At 64.9% G+C, this 22,781-nt stretch carries 14 protein-coding genes; 4 read left to right on the top strand and 10 right to left on the bottom strand.

Going from position 1 to position 22,781, the window contains the following annotated elements:
• Positions 1 to 6: 6 nt before the first annotated feature.
• The 8 genes from ACTJLC_RS04990 to ACTJLC_RS04955 all read right to left on the bottom strand — a co-directional run bounded on the left by ACTJLC_RS04990 (position 7) and on the right by ACTJLC_RS04955 (position 9,137).
• Positions 7 to 909 carry a M48 family metallopeptidase gene (locus ACTJLC_RS04990; RefSeq protein WP_114161885.1) on the bottom strand — a complete coding sequence of 301 codons (903 nt, stop codon included), beginning with the start codon at positions 907 to 909 and terminating at the stop codon, positions 7 to 9.
• A gap of 44 nt (positions 910 to 953) precedes the next feature.
• A complete protein-coding gene (locus ACTJLC_RS04985; protein ID WP_073428254.1) occupies positions 954 to 1,712 on the bottom strand; it encodes a lysophospholipid acyltransferase family protein in 759 nt (252 codons plus the stop codon).
• A gap of 40 nt (positions 1,713 to 1,752) precedes the next feature.
• Positions 1,753 to 2,307 carry a D-glycero-beta-D-manno-heptose 1,7-bisphosphate 7-phosphatase gene (gmhB, locus tag ACTJLC_RS04980; RefSeq protein ID WP_073428253.1) on the bottom strand — a complete coding sequence of 185 codons (555 nt, stop codon included), beginning with the start codon at positions 2,305 to 2,307 and terminating at the stop codon, positions 1,753 to 1,755.
• Between the two features lie 10 nt (positions 2,308 to 2,317).
• Positions 2,318 to 4,417 (bottom strand): glycine--tRNA ligase subunit beta, encoded by a 2,100-nt coding sequence (gene glyS / locus ACTJLC_RS04975; protein WP_310130571.1) that lies wholly within the window; start codon positions 4,415 to 4,417, stop codon positions 2,318 to 2,320.
• A gap of 15 nt (positions 4,418 to 4,432) precedes the next feature.
• Positions 4,433 to 5,440, bottom strand: coding sequence for a glycine--tRNA ligase subunit alpha (glyQ, locus tag ACTJLC_RS04970; protein WP_073428304.1), 1,008 nt, complete (start codon positions 5,438 to 5,440; stop codon positions 4,433 to 4,435).
• 136 nt (positions 5,441 to 5,576) lie between these two features.
• A complete protein-coding gene (locus tag ACTJLC_RS04965) occupies positions 5,577 to 7,187 on the bottom strand; it encodes an FMN-binding glutamate synthase family protein (RefSeq protein WP_310130568.1) in 1,611 nt (536 codons plus the stop codon).
• 240 nt (positions 7,188 to 7,427) lie between these two features.
• Positions 7,428 to 8,597: a tRNA 2-thiouridine(34) synthase MnmA gene (gene mnmA / locus ACTJLC_RS04960; RefSeq protein WP_310130565.1), complete on the bottom strand. Its 1,170-nt coding sequence runs from the start codon at positions 8,595 to 8,597 to the stop codon at positions 7,428 to 7,430.
• A 57-nt stretch (positions 8,598 to 8,654) separates the two neighbouring features.
• Positions 8,655 to 9,137 carry an NUDIX hydrolase gene (locus ACTJLC_RS04955; protein ID WP_310119114.1) on the bottom strand — a complete coding sequence of 161 codons (483 nt, stop codon included), beginning with the start codon at positions 9,135 to 9,137 and terminating at the stop codon, positions 8,655 to 8,657.
• A 286-nt stretch (positions 9,138 to 9,423) separates the two neighbouring features.
• On the opposite strand from ACTJLC_RS04955, the gene ACTJLC_RS04950 reads away from it, so the two are divergent.
• The 3 genes from ACTJLC_RS04950 to ACTJLC_RS04940 are packed head-to-tail and all read left to right on the top strand — an operon-like array spanning position 9,424 to position 12,375.
• The gene (locus tag ACTJLC_RS04950) at positions 9,424 to 10,566 is read left to right on the top strand and encodes a Re/Si-specific NAD(P)(+) transhydrogenase subunit alpha (RefSeq protein WP_310130561.1); all 1,143 of its coding nucleotides are present in this window, start codon (positions 9,424 to 9,426) and stop codon (positions 10,564 to 10,566) included.
• A gap of 25 nt (positions 10,567 to 10,591) precedes the next feature.
• Entirely contained in the window at positions 10,592 to 10,921 is a 330-nt protein-coding gene (locus tag ACTJLC_RS04945; protein ID WP_073428247.1) for an NAD(P) transhydrogenase subunit alpha, read from the top strand.
• Positions 10,921 to 12,375 (top strand): NAD(P)(+) transhydrogenase (Re/Si-specific) subunit beta, encoded by a 1,455-nt coding sequence (locus ACTJLC_RS04940; RefSeq protein WP_073428246.1) that lies wholly within the window; start codon positions 10,921 to 10,923, stop codon positions 12,373 to 12,375. The genes ACTJLC_RS04945 and ACTJLC_RS04940 overlap by 1 nt, the downstream gene beginning before the upstream one ends.
• Before the next feature lie 46 nt (positions 12,376 to 12,421).
• On the opposite strand, the gene ACTJLC_RS04935 is transcribed toward ACTJLC_RS04940, so the two are convergent.
• Both ACTJLC_RS04935 and ACTJLC_RS04930 read right to left on the bottom strand, forming a co-directional pair.
• Positions 12,422 to 13,162: a helix-turn-helix transcriptional regulator gene (locus ACTJLC_RS04935; RefSeq protein WP_083084591.1), complete on the bottom strand. Its 741-nt coding sequence runs from the start codon at positions 13,160 to 13,162 to the stop codon at positions 12,422 to 12,424.
• Positions 13,163 to 13,310: 148 nt separating this feature from the next.
• Positions 13,311 to 13,694 carry a VOC family protein gene (locus tag ACTJLC_RS04930; RefSeq protein WP_073428244.1) on the bottom strand — a complete coding sequence of 128 codons (384 nt, stop codon included), beginning with the start codon at positions 13,692 to 13,694 and terminating at the stop codon, positions 13,311 to 13,313.
• A gap of 333 nt (positions 13,695 to 14,027) precedes the next feature.
• Between ACTJLC_RS04930 and ACTJLC_RS04925 the strand changes: the two genes are divergently transcribed.
• The gene (locus ACTJLC_RS04925) at positions 14,028 to 22,775 is read left to right on the top strand and encodes a hemagglutinin repeat-containing protein (RefSeq protein ID WP_440843295.1); all 8,748 of its coding nucleotides are present in this window, start codon (positions 14,028 to 14,030) and stop codon (positions 22,773 to 22,775) included.
• Positions 22,776 to 22,781 lie beyond the last annotated feature (6 nt).

Genomic DNA, 22,781 nt, shown 5'->3' with positions numbered 1-22,781 from the left:
GCCGCATCAAAGCGTCGGCAGCAACTCCGGCGGATGCGACTTCAACGTCTGCCGCGCTTCGCGGAACTCGGGAAAAATCGACTCGACCGTTTGCCAGAAGCGCGGACTGTGATTCATCTCACGCAAATGCGCGAGTTCGTGCGCGACGACGTAATCGATGATCGAAAGCGGAAAATGGATCAGCCGCCAGTTCAGGCGAATCTTGCCGTCGCTCGAACAACTGCCCCAGCGCGTGGCCGCCGACGAGAGCGCATAGGCGCGATAGTTCACGCCCAGCTTCTCCGCGTAAATCGCCAGACGCTCGCCGAACACGCGCTTCGCTTCGCCTTGCAGCCAGCCTTGCACGCGGTCCTTGATCTGCTGCGGATCCGCTTGCAGCGGCAACGGCAGTTGCAGCGCCGCATCGTCCACGCTGAACGCGAGCGTGCCTTGCGGCGAACCGAGTGTCACGCGCACCGGCTGGCCGAGATACGGCACTTGCGCGCCGTCTTTCCAATCGACCTTCGGCAACGCGCGCTGCTCCACACGTGTTTGCCATTCGATCAGCTTCGTGAAAATCCACCGCTGCTTCTCGGTGATCGCGGTTTCGATATCGGCGAGCGTGACCCAGCGTGGTGCGGTGATCGTGAGACCGGTGCTGTCGATTGCAAAACCAATCGAGCGGCGCGCGGAACGCTTGAGCGCGTAATGGAGCGTGCGTGAACCGAGCGCGAGGCTGCGCAATTTGCTGCCGTCCGGCGCGAGCGGCACGGCCGGTTGCTGGCCGCCTTGCGAGCCCGTTGAAGAGCCGGGCGCAGGCGCGGACGGTGACGGTGACGACGACGTCGATCCCGGCTCGGCAAAAAGCGGGAGATCGAGCTGCCGGTTATCGAGCGCCGCAGCGGGTTGCGGCGTAGGAGACTTCTGCATCGGATTAGGCTTCGCGCAAATACGCCTTCGAGGGCGTGGGCGCGTCAGATTGGTGCGGCGGCGGAACTGCTTTCCGCCGCACGGTACGCGGTTGGATCGATGCGACGCATTTCAGCTTCGATCCACTTTTCGACGCGCGTGTTCACTTCGTCGGGCGTGAGCCCCGTCGTCTCAATCGGCTTGCCGATCGACACTGTGACTATACCCGCATATTTGAGAAACGAGTTGCGAGGCCACACGCGTCCGGCGTTGTGCGCGATCGGCACGACGGGTGCGCCGGTGGCGATCGCAAAACGCGCACCGCCGGTTTTGTATTTGCCCTGCTTGCCGGTCGGCGTGCGCGTGCCTTCCGGAAACATGATGACCCATGCGCCTTCGGCCATGCGCGCCTTGCCTTGCCTGATGACCGACTCGAACGCGTACTTGCCTTCCTTGCGGTCGATGTGAACCATCTTCAGCATGCCGAGCGCCCAGCCGAAGAACGGCACGTACAGCAGCTCGCGCTTGAACACGTAGCACAGCGGCCGCGGCATCAACGCCGGAAACGCCAGCGTTTCCCATGCGGATTGATGCTTGGACAGCAGCACGGCGGGACCGTCGGGCAGGTTCTCATAGCCTTCGATCCTGTAGCGGATGCCGTTCAGCCAACGCACCGTGTTGAGCGTGGCGCGGCACCAGCCGGCCGCCATCCAGTAGCGGTGGTCGGCGCGCATGAACGGGAACGCGATGAAGCACGCGGTTGCGTACGGCACCGTGAACAGAACGAAGTAGATCAGCAGCAGGAAAGAACGAATGAAGCGCATCGGCGTGGTCGGTGAGGGTTGGGGACGCGCGTGGCGCGCGTCACTCTTGAGCGTCGGCGAGGAAGTCGAGCACGAACGCGCGCAGATCGTCGTGGACGCGCGTGCCCTCGGGCAGGCCGCCGGCCGCGAGCGTCTTACGGCCCTTGCCGGTCAGCACCAGATGAATCGGGCAGCCGAGCGCGGCGCCCGCTTGCAGATCGCGCAGCGAATCGCCGACCGTGGGCGTATGTTCCGGATCGACGTCGAAGCGCTCGATGATCATCTGCAGCATGCCCGGCTTCGGCTTGCGGCACTCGCAGTGGTCGTCCGCCGTGTGCGGGCAGAAGAACACTGCGTCGATGCGCCCGCCGACCGCCGCCGCCATGCGATGCATTTTCAGATGCATCGCGTTGAGCGCGTTCATGTCGAAGAGCCCGCGGCCGATGCCGGACTGGTTGGTCGCAACCGCGACGCGATAACCGGCCTGGCTCAGCCGCGCGATGGCTTCGAGCGAGCCGGGCAGCGCGACCCATTCGTCGGGCGACTTGATGAACGCGTCGGAGTCGGCGTTGATCACGCCGTCGCGGTCGAGGATCACCACTTTTTTGGTCGGCATGGCGCGGGGCTCAGGCGGCGAGTCGCGAAATGTCGGCGACGCAATTCATCTGCTGATGCAGCGCGCCGAGCAAAGCCAGCCGATTGGCGCGCAGCGCGGCATCGTCGGCGTTCACCATCACGTCGTTGAAGAACGTGTCGACCGATTCGCGCAATGCGGCGAGCGCGGTTAGCGCGCCCGTGTAGTCGCGTGCGGCAAGCTGCGATTGCACGCGCGGCGCGACCTGTTCGAGCTGCGCATGCAGGGCTTTTTCCGCCGATTCGACGAGCAGCGCGGCCTGCACGCCGCCGTTCGTCGCGCCTTCCGACTTCTTCAGGATGTTGGAAATGCGCTTGTTGGCCGCGGCGAGCGATGCTGCTTCGGCGAGTGCCGCGAATTCGCGCACCGCATCCAGACGCGCGACGATGTCGTCGAGACGCGTGGGATCGAGCGCCAACACCGCGTCGATTTCGCCCGGCGCGTAGCCGCGTTCGCGCAGCAGACCGCGCAGACGGTCCATGCAGAATTCGTAGATCGCCTGCGTGGAATCGGCGACGTTCGGCACCGCGGCGAATTGCGCGTAAGCGGTGCGCAGCAGTTCGATCACGTCGACCGGCAGTTGCTTCTCGACGAGGATGCGCAGCACGCCGAGCGCGTGACGGCGCAGCGCGAACGGATCTTTTTCGCCGGTGGGTTGCAGGCCGATGCCCCAGATGCCGACCAGCGTTTCGAGCTTGTCGGCCAGCGCGACGACGGTGCCGGTTGCGGTGGCCGGCAATGCGTCGCCGGAGAAGCGCGGCTGATAGTGTTCCGAGCACGCGAGCGCGACTTCTTCCGGCTCGCCGTCGTGGCGCGCGTAGTACGTGCCCATCGTGCCTTGCAGCTCGGGGAATTCGCCCACCATGTCGGTGATCAGATCGGCCTTTGCGAGACGCGCGGCGCGCATGGCGAGCGCCACGTCCGCGCCGATCAACCCGGCGATCGCGCCGGCCAGCGCTTCGACGCGCTCGACGCGTTGCAGCGCCGAACCCAACTTGTTGTGATACACGACGTTCGCGAGCAGCGGCACGCGCTCGGCGAGCGGCTTCTTCTTGTCCTGCTCGAAGAAGAACTTCGCGTCGGCCAGGCGCGGACGCACCACACGCTCGTTACCTTCGACGATATCGCCCGGCGTGGCCGTTTCGATGTTCGACACGATCAGGAAGCGCGAGCGCAGCTTGCCGTTCGCATCCGTGAGCGCGAAGTATTTCTGGTTCGTCTGCATCGTCAGGATCAGGCATTCCTGCGGCACTTGCAGGAACTCGTCCTCGAAACGGCAGGCGTAGACCACCGGCCATTCGACCAGCGACGTCACTTCATCCAGCAGCGCTTCGGGCATCACCACCTGATCGCCGTCGGCTTGCGCGAGCAGGTGCGTGCGGATGGTTTCCTTGCGGTCGGAGAAATTGGCGACCACGCGGCCTTTGTGCATCAGCGTGTCGGCATAGGCGTCCGCGTGCTGGATCTGCACGAAGCCTTCGGACAGGAAGCGGTGGCCGAGCGTGGTGTCGTCGGCGTCGATGCCGAGCGCGCTGACCGGCACGATCCGCTCGCCGTGCAGTGCGGTGAGACGATGCGCGGGACGCACGAACTGCACATTGGTGCCGTCCGGGCGCTGATACGTCATGAACCTCGGAATCGGCAGCTTGCCGAGCGTTTCGTCGAGCGCGCTTTGCAGTCCTTCGGCGAGCGTGGCGCCGGGCGCCGCGTAACGCAGGAAGAAGGCCTCCGCCTTGCCGTCTTGCGCGCGCTCCAGGTCGCTCACTGAAAAATCGGGGAAGCCGAGCGCGGCGAGTTTCTTGGCGAGCGGCGCGGCGGGCTGGCCGTCTTTATCCAATGCGACGGAAACCGGCAGCACTTTTTCGCGCACGTGTTTTTCCGGCGCGACCGCACGCACGTTTTTAATCGTGACGGCGAGACGGCGCGGCGTTGCGTAGCGTTCGAACGACAGGTCGCCTTCGATCAGGTCGCGCGCCGCGAGGCGCTGCGCAATGCCTTCGGCGAAGGCCTCGCCGAGACGCGCGAGCGCCTTGGGCGGCAGTTCTTCGGTCAGCAGCTCGACGAGCAGGGTAGCTTGATGGGGATGAGTCATTTCTTGGTGTTCTCGTCAGTCCTGGTCGATCTTGCGTTCGACTTTCAGCGGCGGCGCCCAGGCGGGCATCGCGGCATCTTGCGCGTCGGTGGTGAGGCCGGGCACGCCGTGCACCGGATTGCCGAGCATCGGGAAGCCGAGCTTTTCGCGCGAATCGTAGTAAGCCTGCGCGACCAGCTTCGATAGCGCACGAATGCGGCCGATATACGCCGCGCGCTCCGTGACGGAAATGGCGCCGCGCGCGTCGAGCAGATTGAAGGTGTGACCGGCCTTCAGCACCAGTTCGTAGGCGGGCAGCGCGATTTGCGCCTCGATCATGCGCCTCGCTTCCGCCTCGTAGCTGTTGAAGATCGAGAACAGCAACTCGACGTTCGCATGCTCGAAGTTATACGTGGACTGTTCGACTTCGTTCTGGTGGTACACGTCGCCGTAGGTCAGGCGGCGGATTTCGGGGCCGTTCGGACCTTGTTCTTCCCATTCGGTCCAGACGAGGTCGTAGACGTTCTCGACCTTCTGCAAGTACATGGCGAGGCGTTCGAGACCGTAGGTGATTTCGCCGAGCACCGGCTTGCAATCGAGACCGCCCACTTGCTGGAAGTAGGTGAACTGCGTCACTTCCATGCCGTTCAGCCACACTTCCCAGCCGAGGCCCCATGCGCCGAGCGTGGGGTTTTCCCAATCGTCCTCGACAAAACGCACGTCGTTCTGCTTCAGGTCGAAGCCGAGCGCTTCGAGCGAGCCGAGGTACAGATCGAGGATATTTTCCGGCGCCGGCTTGAGCACCACCTGGTACTGGTAGTAATGCTGAAGGCGGTTCGGGTTCTCGCCGTAGCGGCCGTCTTTCGGACGGCGCGACGGTTGCACATAGGCGGCGCGCCACGGTTCCGGGCCGACCGCGCGCAGAAACGTATGAACGTGGGACGTGCCCGCGCCGACTTCCATGTCGATCGGCTGGAGCAATGCGCAACCCTGCTTGTCCCAGTAGGACTGCATTGTCAGGATGATTTGCTGAAACGTGAGCATGAAGTGCCTTTCGGGCATGGGGTCGCGCCGCGAGCGCCGAAGCGCGCGAGGCGACCGTGGAGCGAAGTGCTAAACCTTGGATTTTAACGGAAAGGGGAGGGGGGTGTCCGTTTTGCGGGGTCGGACGGAATCCGACTCAAGCCACCGCCAACTCCACCTTCGGCGCAAACGAATCGCTTTGCGCCACCGGCCACCACTTCTCATACAGCGAATAGCGATAGGTGCCGTTCAGCAGATCGTTCGGCTCCAGATACTTCAACAACTCCGACATCAACCGCACCTCATGCGACGACACCCGTCGCACGATGTGATGCGCGCGTAATTCCGCCGGATGCTTCAAGCCCGCCGCCTGAATGATTTCCTTCAGCGCATGCAGCGTGTTGTGATGGAAGCTGAACACGCGGTCGGCCTTATCCGGCACGACGAGCGCACGCTGGCGCACCGGGTCCTGGGTCGCGACGCCGGTCGGACAGCGCCCAGTGTGGCAGGTCTGCGCCTGAATGCAGCCGACCGCGAACATGAAGCCGCGCGCCGCGTTCACCCAGTCGGCGCCGATCGCCAGCGTCCGCGTGATGTCGAACGCGGTGATCATCTTGCCGCTCGCGCCGATGCGGATGCGTTGCCGCAAGCCGATGCCGACCAGCGTGTTGTGCACGAGCAGCAGCCCTTCCTGCAACGGCACGCCCACGTGATCGGTGAATTCCAGCGGCGCCGCGCCCGTGCCGCCTTCCGCGCCGTCCACGACGATGAAGTCCGGCAAGATTCCCGTCTCCAGCATCGCCTTCGCAATGCCGAAGAATTCCCACGGATGGCCGATGCACAGCTTGAAGCCGGTCGGCTTGCCGCCGGACAGCGTGCGCAAGCGGTCGACGAATTCGAGCAGGCCGCGCGGCGTCGAGAACTCCGAATGCGTGGCGGGCGAAATGCAATCGCGGCCCATCGGCACGCCGCGCGTTTCGGCGATTTCCGGCGTGATCTTGGCGGCCGGCAGCACGCCGCCGTGACCGGGCTTCGCCCCTTGCGAGAGCTTCACTTCGATCATCTTCACCTGCGGCTCGGCGGCCTGCCTGGCGAATTTCTCCGCGCTGAAGGAGCCGTCGTCGTTGCGGCAGCCGAAGTAGCCCGACGCGATTTCCCAGATGATGTCGCCGCCATGCTCGCGGTGATACCTGGACATCGAGCCTTCGCCCGTGTCGTGCGCGAAGTTGCCTTTCTTCGCGCCGAGGTTCAGCGCCATGATCGCGTTCGCCGACAGCGAGCCGAAGCTCATCGCGGAGACGTTGAAGATCGACATCGAGTAAGGCTGCGCGCGCTCGCCTCCCACGACGATGCGAAAGTCGTGGCTATCCAGCCTGGTCGGCGCGAGCGAATGACTGATCCATTCGTGCGCGACGGCCTTCACGTCGAGCTCGGTGCCGTAGGGGCGGCTGTCGACGTCGTTCTTCGCGCGCTGGTAGACGATGCTGCGCTGAGCGCGCGAGAACGGCTTCTCGTCGGTATCGTTCTCGACGAAATACTGGCGGATTTCCGGGCGGATGAATTCGAACAGAAAGCGCAAGTGTCCCCACAACGGATAGTTGCGCAGAATCGCGTGGCGCTGCTGCGCCAGGTCGAATACCCCGAGCGCGACGAGCGCCGCCGGCACGATGAGCCAGAACCACGCAATGCTATGCGTTGCGGCGAGCGCCGCGCAAACGGCGAGCAGCACGGCTGCGCACCACATGGCCAGATAACGCCGAGAAAACATGGAGACTCCGGTGCAGTGAGGATCGTCATGGCGGGATCGTCGGCGCGGATTGCGCCGGCGGAATCCGCCCACGAGGGAAAACGAACGACTGCTTCTTATGGTGAAGCTGGCTGCGACTTGAAGATGCAACGCACGCGTGGAGCGCGCAGTGTCGAATCAGAAGACGCGGTGTGAACTTGAAGCGTAAAGATAAAACGCGTGCGGCGATGACGAGCCTTGCCGCACGGTGCAACGCGGCGCCTAGCGAGCGGTCACCAGCGCGGCCGTTTGCGGCTGACGCGCCGTCGGCTGCCCGGTCACCGCGTGTTCGATGATGCCGCCGCCGAGACACACGTCGCCATCGTAGAGCACCGCCGATTGCCCCGGTGTGACAGCCCATTGCGCAGTGTCGAAGTTCAGCTCGAAGAGGCCTTCGCCGGGGTTTGCCGCGCTTGCAGCCGCGCTTGCAGCCGCACCGAACGTGCAGCGCGCATCCGCTTGCCGGTAACGAGTCTTCGCGCCGCACGCGAAGCCGTCCGCGGGCGACTCCCCCGCGACCCAGCTCGTGTTGCCCGCAGTGAGCGTATGGCTGAGCAGCCACGGATGATCGTGGCCCTGCGCGACGTACAACGTGTTCGACGGAATGTCCTTGCCGGCGACGAACCACGGCTCGCCGCTGCCGTCCTTGCTGCCGCCGAGGCCGATGCCCTTGCGCTGGCCGAACGTGTAGAACGCGAGGCCGATGTGTTCGCCGACCACTTTGCCGTCGGTGGTTTTCATCGGGCCCGGCCTGGTCGGCAGATAGCGATTCAGAAAATCGCGGAACGGCCGTTCGCCGATGAAGCAGATGCCCGTCGAATCTTTTTTCTTCGCGTTCGGCAGGGCGATCTGTTCGGCGATCGCCCGCACCTTGGTCTTGGGAATCTCACCCAACGGAAACAGCGTCTTCGATAACTGCGCCTGATTCAGCCGATGCAGGAAGTACGACTGATCCTTCGTATGGTCGAACGCCTTCAGCAATTCGAAGCGGCCGTTGTTCTCACGCACGCGTGCGTAGTGGCCGGTCGCGATGGTTTCCGCGCCGAGCGACATTGCATGGTCGAGAAAGGCCTTGAACTTGATTTCGGCGTTGCACAGCACGTCCGGATTCGGCGTGCGGCCGGCCGAATATTCGCGCAGGAATTCGGCGAACACACGGTCCTTGTATTCGGACGCGAAGTTGACCGCTTCGACGTCGATGCCGATCAGGTCCGCCACCGACACGACGTCGATCCAGTCCTGCCGCGTCGAGCAGTATTCGCTGTCGTCGTCGTCTTCCCAGTTTTTCATGAACAGGCCGACCACGTCGTAGCCCTGTTCCTTCAGCAGCCATGCGGTCACCGACGAATCGACGCCGCCCGACATGCCTACTACGACTTTCTGCTTGCTCATAAGATGCTCACTGGGTACTGCGTGACTTCATTGATCGTGGGTTGGCCGCTCATCAGGCTACGGCCGTTTTTGCGCGACCGAATGCGTATGCACGAAGTCGAGCGGGAAACGCCGGCCCGCGAGGTAGTCGTCGAGGCATTGCATGACGAGCGGCGTGCGATGCCGTTCGGCGCAGGCGCGCAATTCATCGGCGCTCATCCACAGCGTGCGGGCGATGTCGGGATCGAGCGCGCACTCCGCGTTCGGTTCGCCGCCCGTGCCGCAATAGGTGAAGCGCAGATACGTCACGCCCTCGCTGCCGGGCCGCTCGAAATGCGTCATGTACATGCCGACCAGCGCTTCGGGTTCGAAGGGATGGGCGGTCTCCTCGAGCGTTTCGCGGATTACCGCTTGAAGAAGCGTTTCACCCGCTTCCAGATGGCCCGCGGGCTGATTCAGGCGCAGGCCGTCGGCGGTATGTTCCTCGACCACGAGAAAGCGCCCGTCGCGCTCGACGATGGCCGCGACGGTCACGTGCGGCAACCAGGTTTCCGGTTTCATGGCTGCGCATTTTACCGTTTATGGGCGGGGGCTGCCGGAATGCGGGCGACCGGCTGGGCGACCGCTCGCCTTGGCTGGCGGCAGGCGCATGGGCCGGAGAGCCGGCGATTGCGTACGCAGCGGCTGCGATGTGCAAGCCGCCCGGCCGGCCGGGCGCCCCCGGATTGTCCCCGATTTCTGCGCACCCCCGTGTTTCGGTTAAAGTGAGGCGTTAGCCGTTGCACTCGTAAGCCGGCGTGCCTCGTCGGCGATCTGTCGTAAAACAGGAAGTCGAGGAGGAACAACGATGCACATCGGAGTGCCAGCCGAGACGCGCGCGCATGAAACCCGTGTCGCCGCGACGCCCGAAACGGTCAAGAAGTACGTGGCCCAGGGCCATCGGGTCACCATCCAGAGCGGCGCCGGTTCCGGCGCGAGCTTTCCTGACGATGCCTTCACAGCCGCCGGCGCCGAAATCGTCGACGCGGCCACGGCGTTCGGCGCCGATCTCGTCCTCAAGGTGCAGTCTCCAACCGATGCCGAACTGCCGCTCCTCAAGCGCGGCGCGACGCTGATCGGCATGCTCGATCCGTTCAACGCCGAAAACGCGTTGAAACTCGCGGCAGCCGGCGTCACCGCCTTCGCGCTCGAAGCCGCGCCGCGCACCACGCGCGCGCAGAGCCTCGACGTGTTGTCGTCACAGGCGAACATCGCGGGATATAAGGCGGTGCTGCTGGCGGCCACGCTTTATCCGCGCTTCATGCCGATGTTGATGACCGCCGCGGGCACCGTGAAAGCGGCGCGCGTGCTGATTCTCGGCGCGGGCGTGGCGGGCTTGCAGGCGATCGCGACCGCCAAGCGCCTGGGCGCGGTGATCGAGGCGTCCGACGTGCGTCCGGCGGTGAAGGAGCAGATCGAATCGCTCGGCGCCAAGTTTCTCGACGTGCCCTACGAAACCGACGAGGAGCGCGAAGCCGCGCAGGGCGTCGGCGGTTATGCGCGGCCGATGCCGCCGTCGTGGCTGCAACGGCAATCCGCGCTCGTTCATGAGCGCGCGAAACAGGCCGATGTGGTGATCGCCACCGCGCTGATTCCTGGCCGCGCCGCGCCGACGCTGATCTCGGTGGAAACGGTGCAGGCGATGAAACCCGGCTCGGTGCTGATCGACCTGGCGGCGGGCCGCGGCGCGGAGTACGAAGGCCGGCGCGGCGGCAACTGTCCGCTCACCGAGGCGGATCAGGTCGTGAGCAAACACGGCGTGACGATCGTCGGCTATACGAATCTGGCCTCGATGGTGCCCGCCGACGCGTCGTCTTTATACGCGCGCAACCTGCTCGACTTCCTCAAGCTGATCATCACGAAGGAAGGCGCCCTGAACATCGATCTCGCGGACGATATCGTCGCGGCCACGCTGCTGGCCCGCGACGGCGAAGTCACGCGCAAGACATAAAACGAATTCACCAGGAGAAACGGCGATGGAAGTGCTCAACCACACCGTCATCAATCTGATCATTTTCGTGCTGGCGATTTACGTCGGCTACCACGTGGTCTGGAATGTCACGCCCGCGTTGCACACGCCGCTGATGGCCGTGACCAACGCGATCTCGGCGATCGTGATCGTCGGCGCGATGCTCGCAACCGGCCTCACGCTCGGCGCGCCCGGCAAGTTCTTCGGCACGCTCGCCGTCGCGCTCGCGGCGGTCAACGTGTTCGGCGGCTTTCTCGTGACGAGGCGAATGCTGGAGATGTTCCGCAAGAAAGAGCCGAAGAAACTCATCGCGGACAAGACCAAGGGGAACGCGTAATGAGCCTGAACCTCGTCACGCTGCTTTATCTGGTCGCGTCGGTCTGCTTCATTCAGGCGCTCAAGGGGCTGTCCAATCCGAAGACGGCGCGCATCGGCAATACCTTCGGCATGGTCGGGATGGCGATCGCGATCCTCACCACCATCGCGCTGATCGCCAAACAGGCCACCACGCTCGGCTCGAATCTGGGCCTCGGGCTCGGCTTGCTGCTGGTTGCGTTGGTGATCGGCGGCGCGGTCGGCGCGTTCGTCGCGGCGCGCGTCGAGATGACCAAGATGCCGGAACTGGTCGCGGCGATGCACTCGCTGATCGGTCTTGCCGCTGTCTGCATCGCGTATGCGGTGGTGTCGGAGCCCTCGGCGTTCGGCTTGATCGATCCCGAGAACCCGGTGCCGGGCTTTCTGCCGTATGGCAATCGCGTCGAGCTATTCATCGGCACGTTCGTCGGCGCGATCACGTTCTCCGGATCGGTGATCGCGTTCGGCAAGCTGTCGGGCAAGTACAAGTTCCGGCTGTTCCAGGGCGCGCCGGTGGTGTACGGCGGTCAGCATCTGATCAACCTCATGCTCGCGATTGGGATGCTCGGCTTCGGCGTGATCTTTTTCCTCACGCAGTCGTGGCTGCCGTTCATCATCATGACGATCATCGCGTTCGTGCTCGGCGTGCTGATCATTATCCCGATCGGCGGCGCGGATATGCCGGTGGTCGTGTCCATGCTCAATTCGTACTCGGGCTGGGCGGCGGCGGGCATCGGCTTCTCGCTGAACAATCCGATGCTGATCATCGCGGGCTCGCTGGTCGGCTCGTCGGGTGCGATCCTGTCGTACATCATGTGCCGCGCGATGAACCGCTCGTTCTTCAATGTGATTCTCGGCGGCTTCGGCAATGAGCCGGGTGCGGCGGCGGCGGGCGGCGCGGCGGAGCAGCGTCCGGTGAAATCGGGTTCGGCCGACGATGCGTCGTTCATGCTCGGCAACGCGGAAACGGTGGTGATCGTGCCGGGTTACGGTCTCGCGGTGGCGCGCGCGCAGCATGCGTTGAAGGAGCTGACCGACAAACTGGTCGAGAAGGGCATCGAGGTGAAGTACGCGATTCACCCGGTGGCCGGACGGATGCCGGGTCACATGAACGTGTTGCTCGCCGAAGCCGAAGTGCCTTACGACATGGTGTTCGAGATGGACGACATCAACGGCGAGTTCGGTCAGGTGGACGTGGTGCTCGTGCTCGGCGCGAACGACGTGGTGAACCCGGCGGCGAAGAACGACCCGAAGTCGCCGATCGCGGGCATGCCGATCATCGAGGCGTACAAGGCGCGCACCGTGATCGTCAACAAGCGTTCGATGGCGGCGGGCTACGCCGGTCTCGACAACGATCTCTTCTACATGGACAAGACGATGATGGTGTTCGGCGACGCGAAGAAGGTGATCGAGGATATGGTGAAGGCGGTCGAATAAGCACGCGTTGGCGATTCGCGGCTTGCCTCGCGGCGGGCCGCGATTTTTATTTCGGCTTCGCGTTCACATGCCGCAACAGGTCCGCGAGCCGCCTGCCTTCCTGATCCGGATAGGGTTCGCGGGTTTGAAGATTCCGGATCTTCTCCAGCCCGAAATTGCGGAAATCGCCGCGCAATTCACACCACGCGCCGAGGGTCCAGCGTGCGCCCCAATAGGCGAGCGCGAGCGGCCAGACGCGGCGCTCGGTCGCCGCGCCGTTCACGTCGGTATAGGCAAAGCTCACCACATGTCTTGCATCGATCGCGCGATGCAGCGCGTCCAGTTGCGCGGAGAAATCGCTCTTGATGTGAAACGACGGCGCGAAGATCGCAAGACGTTCGAGCGTCGCGCGCTTGTCGGCGGGCATTGCCGAGGCGATCTTCGCGAGCGCCCCGCGTGCGCCGCTCGCAAAGCCGGCGCCGCCCCACGATTCGAGCATCCGCGCGCCGGCTGCGAGCGCGGCCAGTTCGTCGGCGGTGAAGGTGAGCGGCGGCAGACTCGCCGCGCGGCTCAACCGGTAGCCGATGCCGGCTTCGCCTTCGATCGGCACCCCCGACAGTTGCAGATCGCGCACGTCGCGATAGACGGTGCGCAGTGAGATGTTTAGCCAGTCGGCGAGTTGTTGCGCGGTGGTCAGGCGCCGTCCGCGCAGCAGTTCGGCGATCTGGAACAGGCGGTCGGCGCGGCGCGTCATCGTGGGCGTCTTGTAGAAAAGGACGGGAACAGTTCCGCGATGATAGCGCCGCATGCCGCGCTCCGGTTTGCGTTTCGGTCTGCGCTACGCTCAGCCGTTGCGCGGCGCTTGCGCGGGCCCTGGACGGTGCCATGACGTTGCCGTGCAGGCTGTGCACGTTGTACGTGAGCGCTGCGCCGCGTCGTGTTGTGTCGTGTCGCCGTTAACCGTTGGTCCGCGAATGCAGGCCGAGGCGGTTGCCTTCCGTATCCGTGAAAAACGCAATGTAGCCGATGTCCTGCGGCAGCTTGATCACCGGTCCGTCGGTCTTGCCGCCGGCCTGCTCGACACGGGCGAGCGTGGCGTCGACGGTCGGCTGCGCGTTCAGATAGACGAGCACGCCGTCGCCGGTGGGCGTCATCGACGGACTGTGGACGATCGCGCCGCCCGTCGCCGGTTCTTCATAGCCGAAGACCGCGATCGGCTGGCCGCCGATTTCCTGGCGATTCAGTTCGACGTCGAGCGCGGCTTCGTAAAAGCGAACGGCGCGATCGAAGTCGATCGACGGAATCTCGAACCATGCAACAACTTTGGATGATGCGGACATGACATTCTCCTGTGACGGGCGGGTAAGCCGGGTAAAGCGCCGGATGGCGTGAGGAGAAGTGTGCGGGGGTGCTGCTGACAGCGTGGTGTCAGTAGGGTGTGCCGCGACGCGGGTTGCGGAGAAAACGTTGGCAGAAGTTAGACGCCGACAACAGCGATAGTCTTTGCCCGCGTCGTGCGTTTTTTTCGCCCGCATGGGCTGGAAGAACCGTCAATCAGACGACGTTGATTCGATGTGAAGTGTTGCGCGCGGGCCGATGTTGACAAACCTTGACAGTGGTCTTCGTCGGGTTCCACTACGTTACGGGTCCGTTACTGATTTCGCGCAACAGCAATGAACCGAGGAACGCACAGGCTGGTGTTCAGCCGACTGAGAGGCATGCTGGTCGCCGTCGAGGAAACCGCCACGGCGACGGGGAAGCAAGCCGGACAGACCACGTTGCACAGCCGCAGTGATGCGGCCGGTCACACCGCGCCATTCACGCTGCGGCAGATCGCCTTCGCCGCCCTGGCGCTGCTCGGCGCATTGCCGGCGATCTCGGGCGCGCAGATCGTTCCCGGTGGCGCGCATGCGCCCTCCGTCATCCAGACGCAGAACGGTCTCGATCAGGTGAACATCAACCGGCCGTCCGGCGCCGGCGTTTCGATGAACACCTACGGCCAGTTCGACGTGCAGCAGCGCGGCGCGATCCTGAACAACTCGCCGACCATCGTGCAGACGCAGCAGGCGGGCATGATCAACGGCAACCCGAACTTCGGCCCCGGCCAGTCCGCGCGGATCATCGTCAACCAGGTCAACAGCGGCGCGGCGAGCCAGATCAACGGGCATCTGGAAGTCGCGGGCCAGCGCGCGGAAGTCGTGATCGCGAACGGCTCGGGCATCAGCGTGAACGGCGGCGGCTTCATCAATACGTCGCGCGCGATCCTGACGACGGGCACGCCGAACTTCGCCGCGGACGGCTCGCTGACGGGTTTCAATGTGACGGGCGGCAATATTACCGTGCAGGGCGCGGGGCTGAATGCGTCGAACGTCGATCAGGTCGATCTGATCGCGCGCGCGGTGCAGGCGAACGCGGCGATCCATGCGAAGAACCTGAATGTCGTCACGGGTGCGAATGCGGTCGGGCACGACACGCTCACGACCACCCCAATCGCGGGCGATGGTCCGGCGCCGGGTGTGTCGATCGACGTAAGCAACCTGGGCGGCATGTACGCGAACCGCATCGTTCTGGTCGGCACGGAGAACGGCGTCGGCGTGTCGAACAGGGGCGTGCTCGCGGCGCAGGCGGGTGATCTGATCCTGACCGCGCAGGGCAGGCTCGTGCTAGCGGGGCAGACCAACGCGAGCGGCAGCATCAACGTATCCGCTCGCGATGGCATCGACAACAGCGGCACCACCTACGCGCAGCAGAACGTCAAGGCGGACACGTCGGGCGCAATCACGAACAGCGGCGTGCTCGCCGCGCAGCAGAACACGATTCTCACTGCGGGCAGCGTTGCATCGACGGGTACGCTGGGCGCGGGTGTGAACGGCGACGGCACGATTGCCAATGCGGGCGACCTGTCGGTTTCCGCCCAGGGTGCGCTCAGCGCGACCGGCCGTAACGAAGGCGGCGGCAACACGACGATCCAGGGCGCGTCCGTCAGTCTCGCCGGCAGTAACACGTCGGCGAATGGCACGCTGACGCTGGCGGCATACAGTGGCGACCTGGATCTGTCTGGTGCGACGACGACGGCAGGCGGCGCGCTCGACGCGAGCGCGGCGGGCACGCTCACCAACGACCACGGCAACCTGTCCGGCGGGTCGGTCCAGGTGACGGCGGCGAACGTGTCGAACCGCGGCGGTCAGTTCGTTTCGGGCGGCGCGCTCAACGTCACGTCGGCGGGCGGCCTGTCGAACCAGGGCGGAACGATCCAGGCAGCGGGCGCACTGTCCGCCGCTACCGGTTCGCTCGAGAACACCGCGGGCCGCATCGTGTCGCTCGGCAGCGACGGGATGACCCTCACAACGACGGGCGCGCTCGTCAACGGGACGGGCGGCACCATCGGCACAAACGGCGCGTTGAGTGCTTCAGCGGGCACACTCGCGAACCTCGGGAAAATCAGCGCGGCGAGCGATGCAACGGTTCGCGCGCAGGGCATCGACAATCACGCTGGCACGATCGGCGCCGGCGGCGCGCTCGATGTCACCACGACCGGCGCACTGAACAATGCGGCCGGCACGCTGTCAGGCGCGGCCACCACCGTGTCAGCGGCATCCATCGACAACACGAGCGGCGGCATCGAAGGCGATACGCTGGCTGTCTCGGCATCGGGCGACCTCACCAATCGCAGCGGCAGGCTCACGCAATACGGCACCAGCGACCAGACCGTCAGAGCGGGTGGCACGCTCGACAACACGGGCGGCACGATCGCCTCGAACGCGAACAGCTTGACGGTGTCGGGCCGGTCGGTCGCGAATGACAGCGGCACGCTCCAGCACGCGGGCACAGGCTCGCTTGACGTGAGCGCGACGGCGGCGGTCTCGAACGTCGCGGGTACGCTCCAGACGAACGGCGCGCTCGCCGTCAGCGGGGAGCGCCTCGATAACACCCACGGCACGCTGTCCGCGCAGAAGGCGGCTCAGGTCGACGTGGCCTCGGACATCGTGAACCGGAGCGGCACACTGTATGGCCACGACGGCCTGAGCCTCACCGCTCAAAGCGGCATCGACAACACGGACGGCTCGGCGCAGACAGCGGGCGACCTGTCGGTGACGGCGGGCGGCGCGCTGTCGAACGCGCGGGGCACGCTGACCGCCAACGGCGCGCACGGCGTGGCGAACGTGACGGCGGCGAGCCTCGACAACACGGCGGGCAGGCTGACCAACGCGGGCGACGGCGTGACGACTGTTTCCGCCGCAAGCGTGACCAGCACGGGCGGCACGCTGGGCGGCAATGGCGACGTGACGCTCAACGCCCAGACGCTGGCGAACGACGCGGGCGCAAATCTCGTCGCGGGCGGCGCAGCGAACCTGAACGTCATGCAGGCCGTGAACAACGCGGGCGGCACGATCTTCGGCGGCACGGCGGTGAATCTGACCCAGGCGGGCGCGGCTGTCATCAATGACGGTGGCGCGATCCTTGGCGGGCTCGACGTGTCGGTCAATGTCGCTTCGCTGTCGAACGCGGGCGGTGCGATCCGCGCGAATCGCGACATCTCCGCAAGCGGTACGGTAGCGGGCGACGGCGACATGGTCGCGGGCCGCAACCTGTCGCTCGCGGTCCTCGGCGACTACACCAACAGCGCGGCCAACAACCTGCACGCCGATGGCGACATGAGCGTGAGCGCGACCGGCACGCTGACGAACGCCGGCACGCTTGCGGCGGCGGGCGCATTGACGGCGACGGGCGCGAACGTCGTCAATTCGGCGGGCGCGGACATCAATTCGTCGTCCACGACCGTGAACGCAGTGGGCACGCTCACGAACGATGGACGCATCGAAGGCGATACGGTCACCACCTCCAGCGCGACGCTCGCGAACACCGGTACGGTCATCGGCAACAACGTCACCGTGAACGCGGACGACGTGCGGAATACCGGCGCCGCGGCCGTGATCGCGGGCGCGAACAGCGTCCGTCTGTACGCGCAGAACTCCGTCAACAACGCCGACGGCGCGCTGATCTACAGCGCTGGCAATCTGGAGATCGCGAAGGACGGCACGCGCGACGCGTCGGGCATGCTCGCGAACCAGACCGGCTCGCTCACGAACAGCGCCGCGACCATCGAGGCGGATGGCGATATCGACATCGCCGCGCGCACGGTGAGTAACGTGCGTACGGGTGTTGTCACGCAGGCGGGCACGCCGCAGGATGCGGGCTCGACTACGCTGACGCTCTGGACCGGGGGGATGTCCGTCGATGACCTCGGTTTCTACGACAGTTTCGACTATCCGCAGTGGAGGTGGAGCCCAGGGGCGATCGGCGGGGAGAGTATCGGCAAGTTAATGACGCCGATCACCGTCACGGTTCCGAAATCGCAGGTCGCCAATCTGGACGCAACCAAGCAGACGCTCTCGCTCACGCAGCCGCTGACCGACACGTACATCAGCGCCACGACGCCGCTCGTCGAGGTCTGCAACGCCCACGATTTCTGCAGCCAGCAACACGTCAAGGCGACGCGCACGATCACCAGCAACGCGACGCAGTACTACAACAGCATTACGGACAACGGCAGCACTTACACGATTACCTTGTGGCCGGACTACGATCCGAAGACGAACATCCGGCCTGACCAGGTGGTGGTGCGAACCGACCTCGGCTCGGACAGTCACGACTACGTGGAGATGTCACGCACCTCGACGACGACCACGGCGACCGACCAGCTCGTCAGCGCGGGCAACGCGGCAACGCTCCGGGCCCAGGGCGCGATCCGTATCAACGCGGACGGCGGCAGCATCAGCAACCAGTCGTCCACGATGGCCGCGGGCGGCGATCTGGTTCGCCGCGCCACGGGCGGCAGCGTCAACGATACGGGCATCGTGCTTCAGCAGACCGTCACGCAAGACTCGCAATCGACGTTCTACTGGCACCAGAAAACCGGCGGCAGCAACGACACGCAGGTGATTGGCACCGGCATCACCCAGGGCACGACGAGCGTCGATGCACTGCCCGCGATTGCCACGTCGAACCAGACGGTGCAGACCGATGCGCGGGATATCAGCATCAGTTCGGTCAACCGTCAGGGGCAGACGGTTGCCGGCTCGGGCGTTGCAGGCGGCAGCGCTGACGGCACGCAGACGGGCACCATCAGCGGTCAGTCGAGCCGGCCACAGACGGTCGGCGGCGCGACGGGCGGCATTCCGAACCTGAAACTGCCAGTCAGTGGCCTGTACACCTACAACACGGCACCGGGAGCCACCTATCTGGTGGTCACCGATCCGCGCTTCACGCAGTACGGCAGATTCATATCGAGCGACTACATGCTCGGACAGCTCGGGCTCGATCCGCAGAAGATCCAGAAGCGCCTGGGCGACGGGCTCTATGAAGAAAGGCTGATGCGCGACCAGGTCACGCAACTGACCGGCCGCACGTTCCTCGCGGGCTACACGGATAATCTCGCGCAATATACGGCGCTGATGAACAACGGCGTCGCGTATGCGAAGGCGTTCGGGCTGGAACCGGGCATTGCGCTGTCGCCCGCGCAGATGCAGCAACTGACCACCGACATGGTGTGGCTCGTGTCGCAGGACGTGACCTTGCCGGACGGTTCGCACCAGACGGTGCTGGTGCCCCAGGTCTATCTCGCGCAGTCCAGCACGGTTGACTTGGCGCACAGCGGCGCGCTTGTCGCGGGTAATGCGGTGAACCTGAACGCGAGCGGCGACGTGAATAACAGCGGCCACGTCAGCAGCAATCTCGCGACGACCATCATCGGCAACAACATCACGAACCGCGGCGTGATCGGCAGCGCGGGCGCGACGGCTGTCGCAGCGGTCCAGGACGTGCGCAACACGGGTGGCCGGATCGGCGGCGGGGACGTCGTCGTGCAGGCGGGGCGCGATGTCGTCAATGAGACGCAGACCTATGGTGTGTCGAAGTCGTTCGGCTCGAACACGCTGACGGGCAGCGTCGCGGGAACCGGCGTTGACGCGATCGGCACGATCTCGGCGACGAACAGCGCGACGGTGATAGCCGGGCGCGACGTGAACCTGACGGGCGCGACGATCCAGGCGGGCGGCAACGCCGCCATTGCGGCGGGCCGCGACCTGAACGTCGGCACGATCACGCTGACCAGCACGCAGGACGTCCAGACACACGACGGGCTGAACGGCGGACACGACAGGGTCACGCAGAACCTCGGCAGTGCGATTGTCGCGGGCGGGAACCTCGCGACCGTGTCGGGGCGCGATACGACGTTCACGGGTGCGACGGTGCAGGCAGGCGGCGATGCCGCGATGGTCGCCGGTAACAACCTGACGGTGACGGCGGCGAAGGACACGCACGAGCATCGGGAGCAGTCGATGGGCGGCAGTCTGTCGCATCACACGAGTTCGTCCTACGACGAGTCGGTGCAGGGTTCGAATGTGAGCGCGGGCGGCGATGTGACGCTCGCGGCCGGCCAGAGCGGCGGCGGCAATCTCGCGATACTCGGCTCGAGTGTGGCCACCGATGCGGCGGGCACGGGTGGCGTCAGACTCGTCTCGACGGGCGACGTGACGATCGGCAGCGTCGGCGAAACGCACGATTCGCAACGCTGGTCGCATGATGAACGTTCGGGCTTCCTGTCGAAACAGAAAACGACCGACGCGGCCAGTTCGCACCAGGTGATCGCGCAGGGCTCGACGGTATCGGGCGATACGGTCACGGGCGCGGCCGGTCACGACATGACGGTCAGCGGTTCGACGGTTGCGGCCACGCACGACGTGACGCTCGCGGCGGGCAACAACCTGACCATCAACACCACGCAGGACACGAGTGAGAGCAGCCACTTCCATCAGGAGGTGAAAACCGGTCTGGGCAGTTCGGGCGGGGTCGGCATCTCCTACGGCAAGGTCGACCAGAAGGACACGACGCACGACAGTTCGGTGACGCAGAACGGGAGTCTCGTCGGTAGCACGGGTGGCAGCGTGAATCTGTCCGCGGGGGCGGACCTGCATGTGACGGGCAGCGATCTGATCGCGGCGCGCAACGTGACGGGGACGGGCGCGAATGTGATCATCGATGCGGCCACCGGTACTAGTCATCACGACGAGGTGCATGAGGTTAGCAAGAGCGGTTTTACGCTGGCTGTGAAGGGCGGACTCGTGGATGCGGTGCAGGGCGCAGTCGATCAGGCGCATGCGGCGGGCGATAGCAAAGACTCCCGCGCCTCCGCCCTGCACGCGATTGCCGCAGTCGGGAGCGTGGCTTCGGCGGGCGAAATGGCTGCGGGCGGTGCGCCCGACATGAAGATCGAACTGAGTTACGGCAGCAGCCACAGCAAGGATACCTTCACGGAAGACTCGGCATCCCAGCAGGGCTCGACCGTGCGCGCGGGCGGCACAGCCGCGTTTGCCGCGACAGGCAACGGTACGCCGGGAAGTGGCGACGTGACGATTGCCGGTTCGGACGTGAATGCAAACGACGTGGTTCTCGCCGCAAGGAATCACGTCAATCTCGTCAATACGACGAATACGGACACGACGCGCAGCACGAACCAGTCGAGTAGCGCGAGCGTGGGCGTCTCGTATGGCACGCAGGGCTTTGGCGTGTCGGCGTCGATGTCGAAGGCGCACGGCGACGCGAATAGCGACGCTGCGATGCAGAACAATACGCACATCGATGGTGCGAACAGCGTGAGCATCACATCGGGCGGCGATACGAACATCATCGGTTCGAACGTGAGCGGCAAACAGATTTCCGTTGGCGTGGGCGGCAACCTGAATGTCGCAAGCGTGCAGGACACGACCGTCAGCAGCGCGCATCAGGAAAGCTCGGGCGGCGGCTTCAGCATCAGCCAGGGCGGCGGTGGCGCGAGTTTCAGTTCACAGCACGGCGACGCGCACGGCAACTATGCGGGCGTCAACGAGCAGGCGGGCATTCAGGCGGGCTCGGGCGGGTTCGACATCAACGTGAAGGGCAACACGGACCTCAAGGGGGCCGTGATCGCCGGTGACGCCGACGCGTCGAGGAACACGCTGACAACGGGCACGCTTACCTTCTCCGATATACAGAACCGCTCGGACTACAGTGCGTCGAGCAGCGGGTTCAGCGCGGGCGCGTCCATCGGTGCGCCGGCCAGAGGCACAGGCGTATCCTCGGTCGGAAATGCGGGCGGCGTCACGCCGATGCTGAGCCAGCACGACAGCGGCAGTGATAGCGCGCTGACGAAGAGCGGCATCAGCGCGGGCACGATCAATGTCACGGACAGTGCGCACCAGACGCAGGACGCGGCCAGCCTGAATCGCGACACGACGAACACCAACGGCACGGTCGCAAGGACGCCGGACGTGAACGATCTGCTGAACCGGCAGGCCGACATGATGAACGCGTCGAGCGCGGCGGGCGAAGCGGTGGCGACGCAGATCGGGCAATATGCCGACAGCAAGCAGAAAGATGCCTTGGCCGCCAAGCAGCAGGCCCTTGACGCAAATGACACAGAACTCGCCGCGCAGTACGCGCAGGAAGCGGCTAACTGGGGCGAAGGTGGCACGTATCGCGTGGCGCTGCATACGGCAGGCGGCGGTCTGATCGCAGGCCTGGGTGGTGGCAACGCGCTGGCAGGCGCGGCAGGCGCAGGTCTGTCGTCAGCCCTAGCGGGTAACCTGAACCAGGTCAGCAACGCCGTCTATGATGCGAATCCGACCGGCGACGCTGACACGAACCGCATGCTCGGGAACGTCCTGGCGAATGCGCTGGCGGATGGCGCTGGCGCACTGGTCGGCGGCAATTCGGGGGCGTTCACCGGCTCGAATACCGATCTGTACAACCGGAGCACTTCGTGCGACGGTGCTCATTGCGACGACAGCAATGCAATCGGCAAGGGCAGCGATCCGCTCAATGCCATCCGGGTCGATCTGGTGAACCGCTATTGCGGCGCGGGCAATGTCTGCACCGATGCGCAATACAAGCAAGTTCTCCAGGCGCAGGGCGAACTTTCGCAGGCGGTCAACCAGAACGCGATGGGCGTGGTCGCCGTGGGTGGTGCAACAGCGGCTCTTGCTGCGGCCGCAATTGCTGGACCGGAGGCGCTCGCTGCGTACAAGGCCGCGCAGGCGGGATATTCGCTTTACACGGCGGCGCTCAGTGGTGGGGCCGTCTCCGCGGGAGCGTATACATTTACTGGAGCTGCTGCTGCGGCTATCGCGAAGTTCCAAGGCGGCGACGCCGGAACTGCATTTGATCAACACTTTTCGCTATTGGGCCTTGGTGCTGCTACTACAGTTGGCGCAATGAATGGGATTTTTGGTGCCTCGATGTTCAAGTGGGCGGAAATTCCAAACAAACTCACGAATGTAATAACGATACCTGGTGCAGTGATTCGCCTCAATGGGATGGTACAGGGGCAGGCGGCAGGTAAGGCGGCTCAAGCAGCGATAAATCAGCACGAGCAGAATAGATGATTTGGA

Source organism: Paraburkholderia sp. 22099 (assembly GCF_052045835.1).
GTDB lineage: Bacteria > Pseudomonadota > Gammaproteobacteria > Burkholderiales > Burkholderiaceae > Paraburkholderia > Paraburkholderia terricola.
The sequence above is the reverse complement of the archived record's forward strand: the minus strand, read 5'-3'. Positions and strand labels throughout refer to the sequence as shown.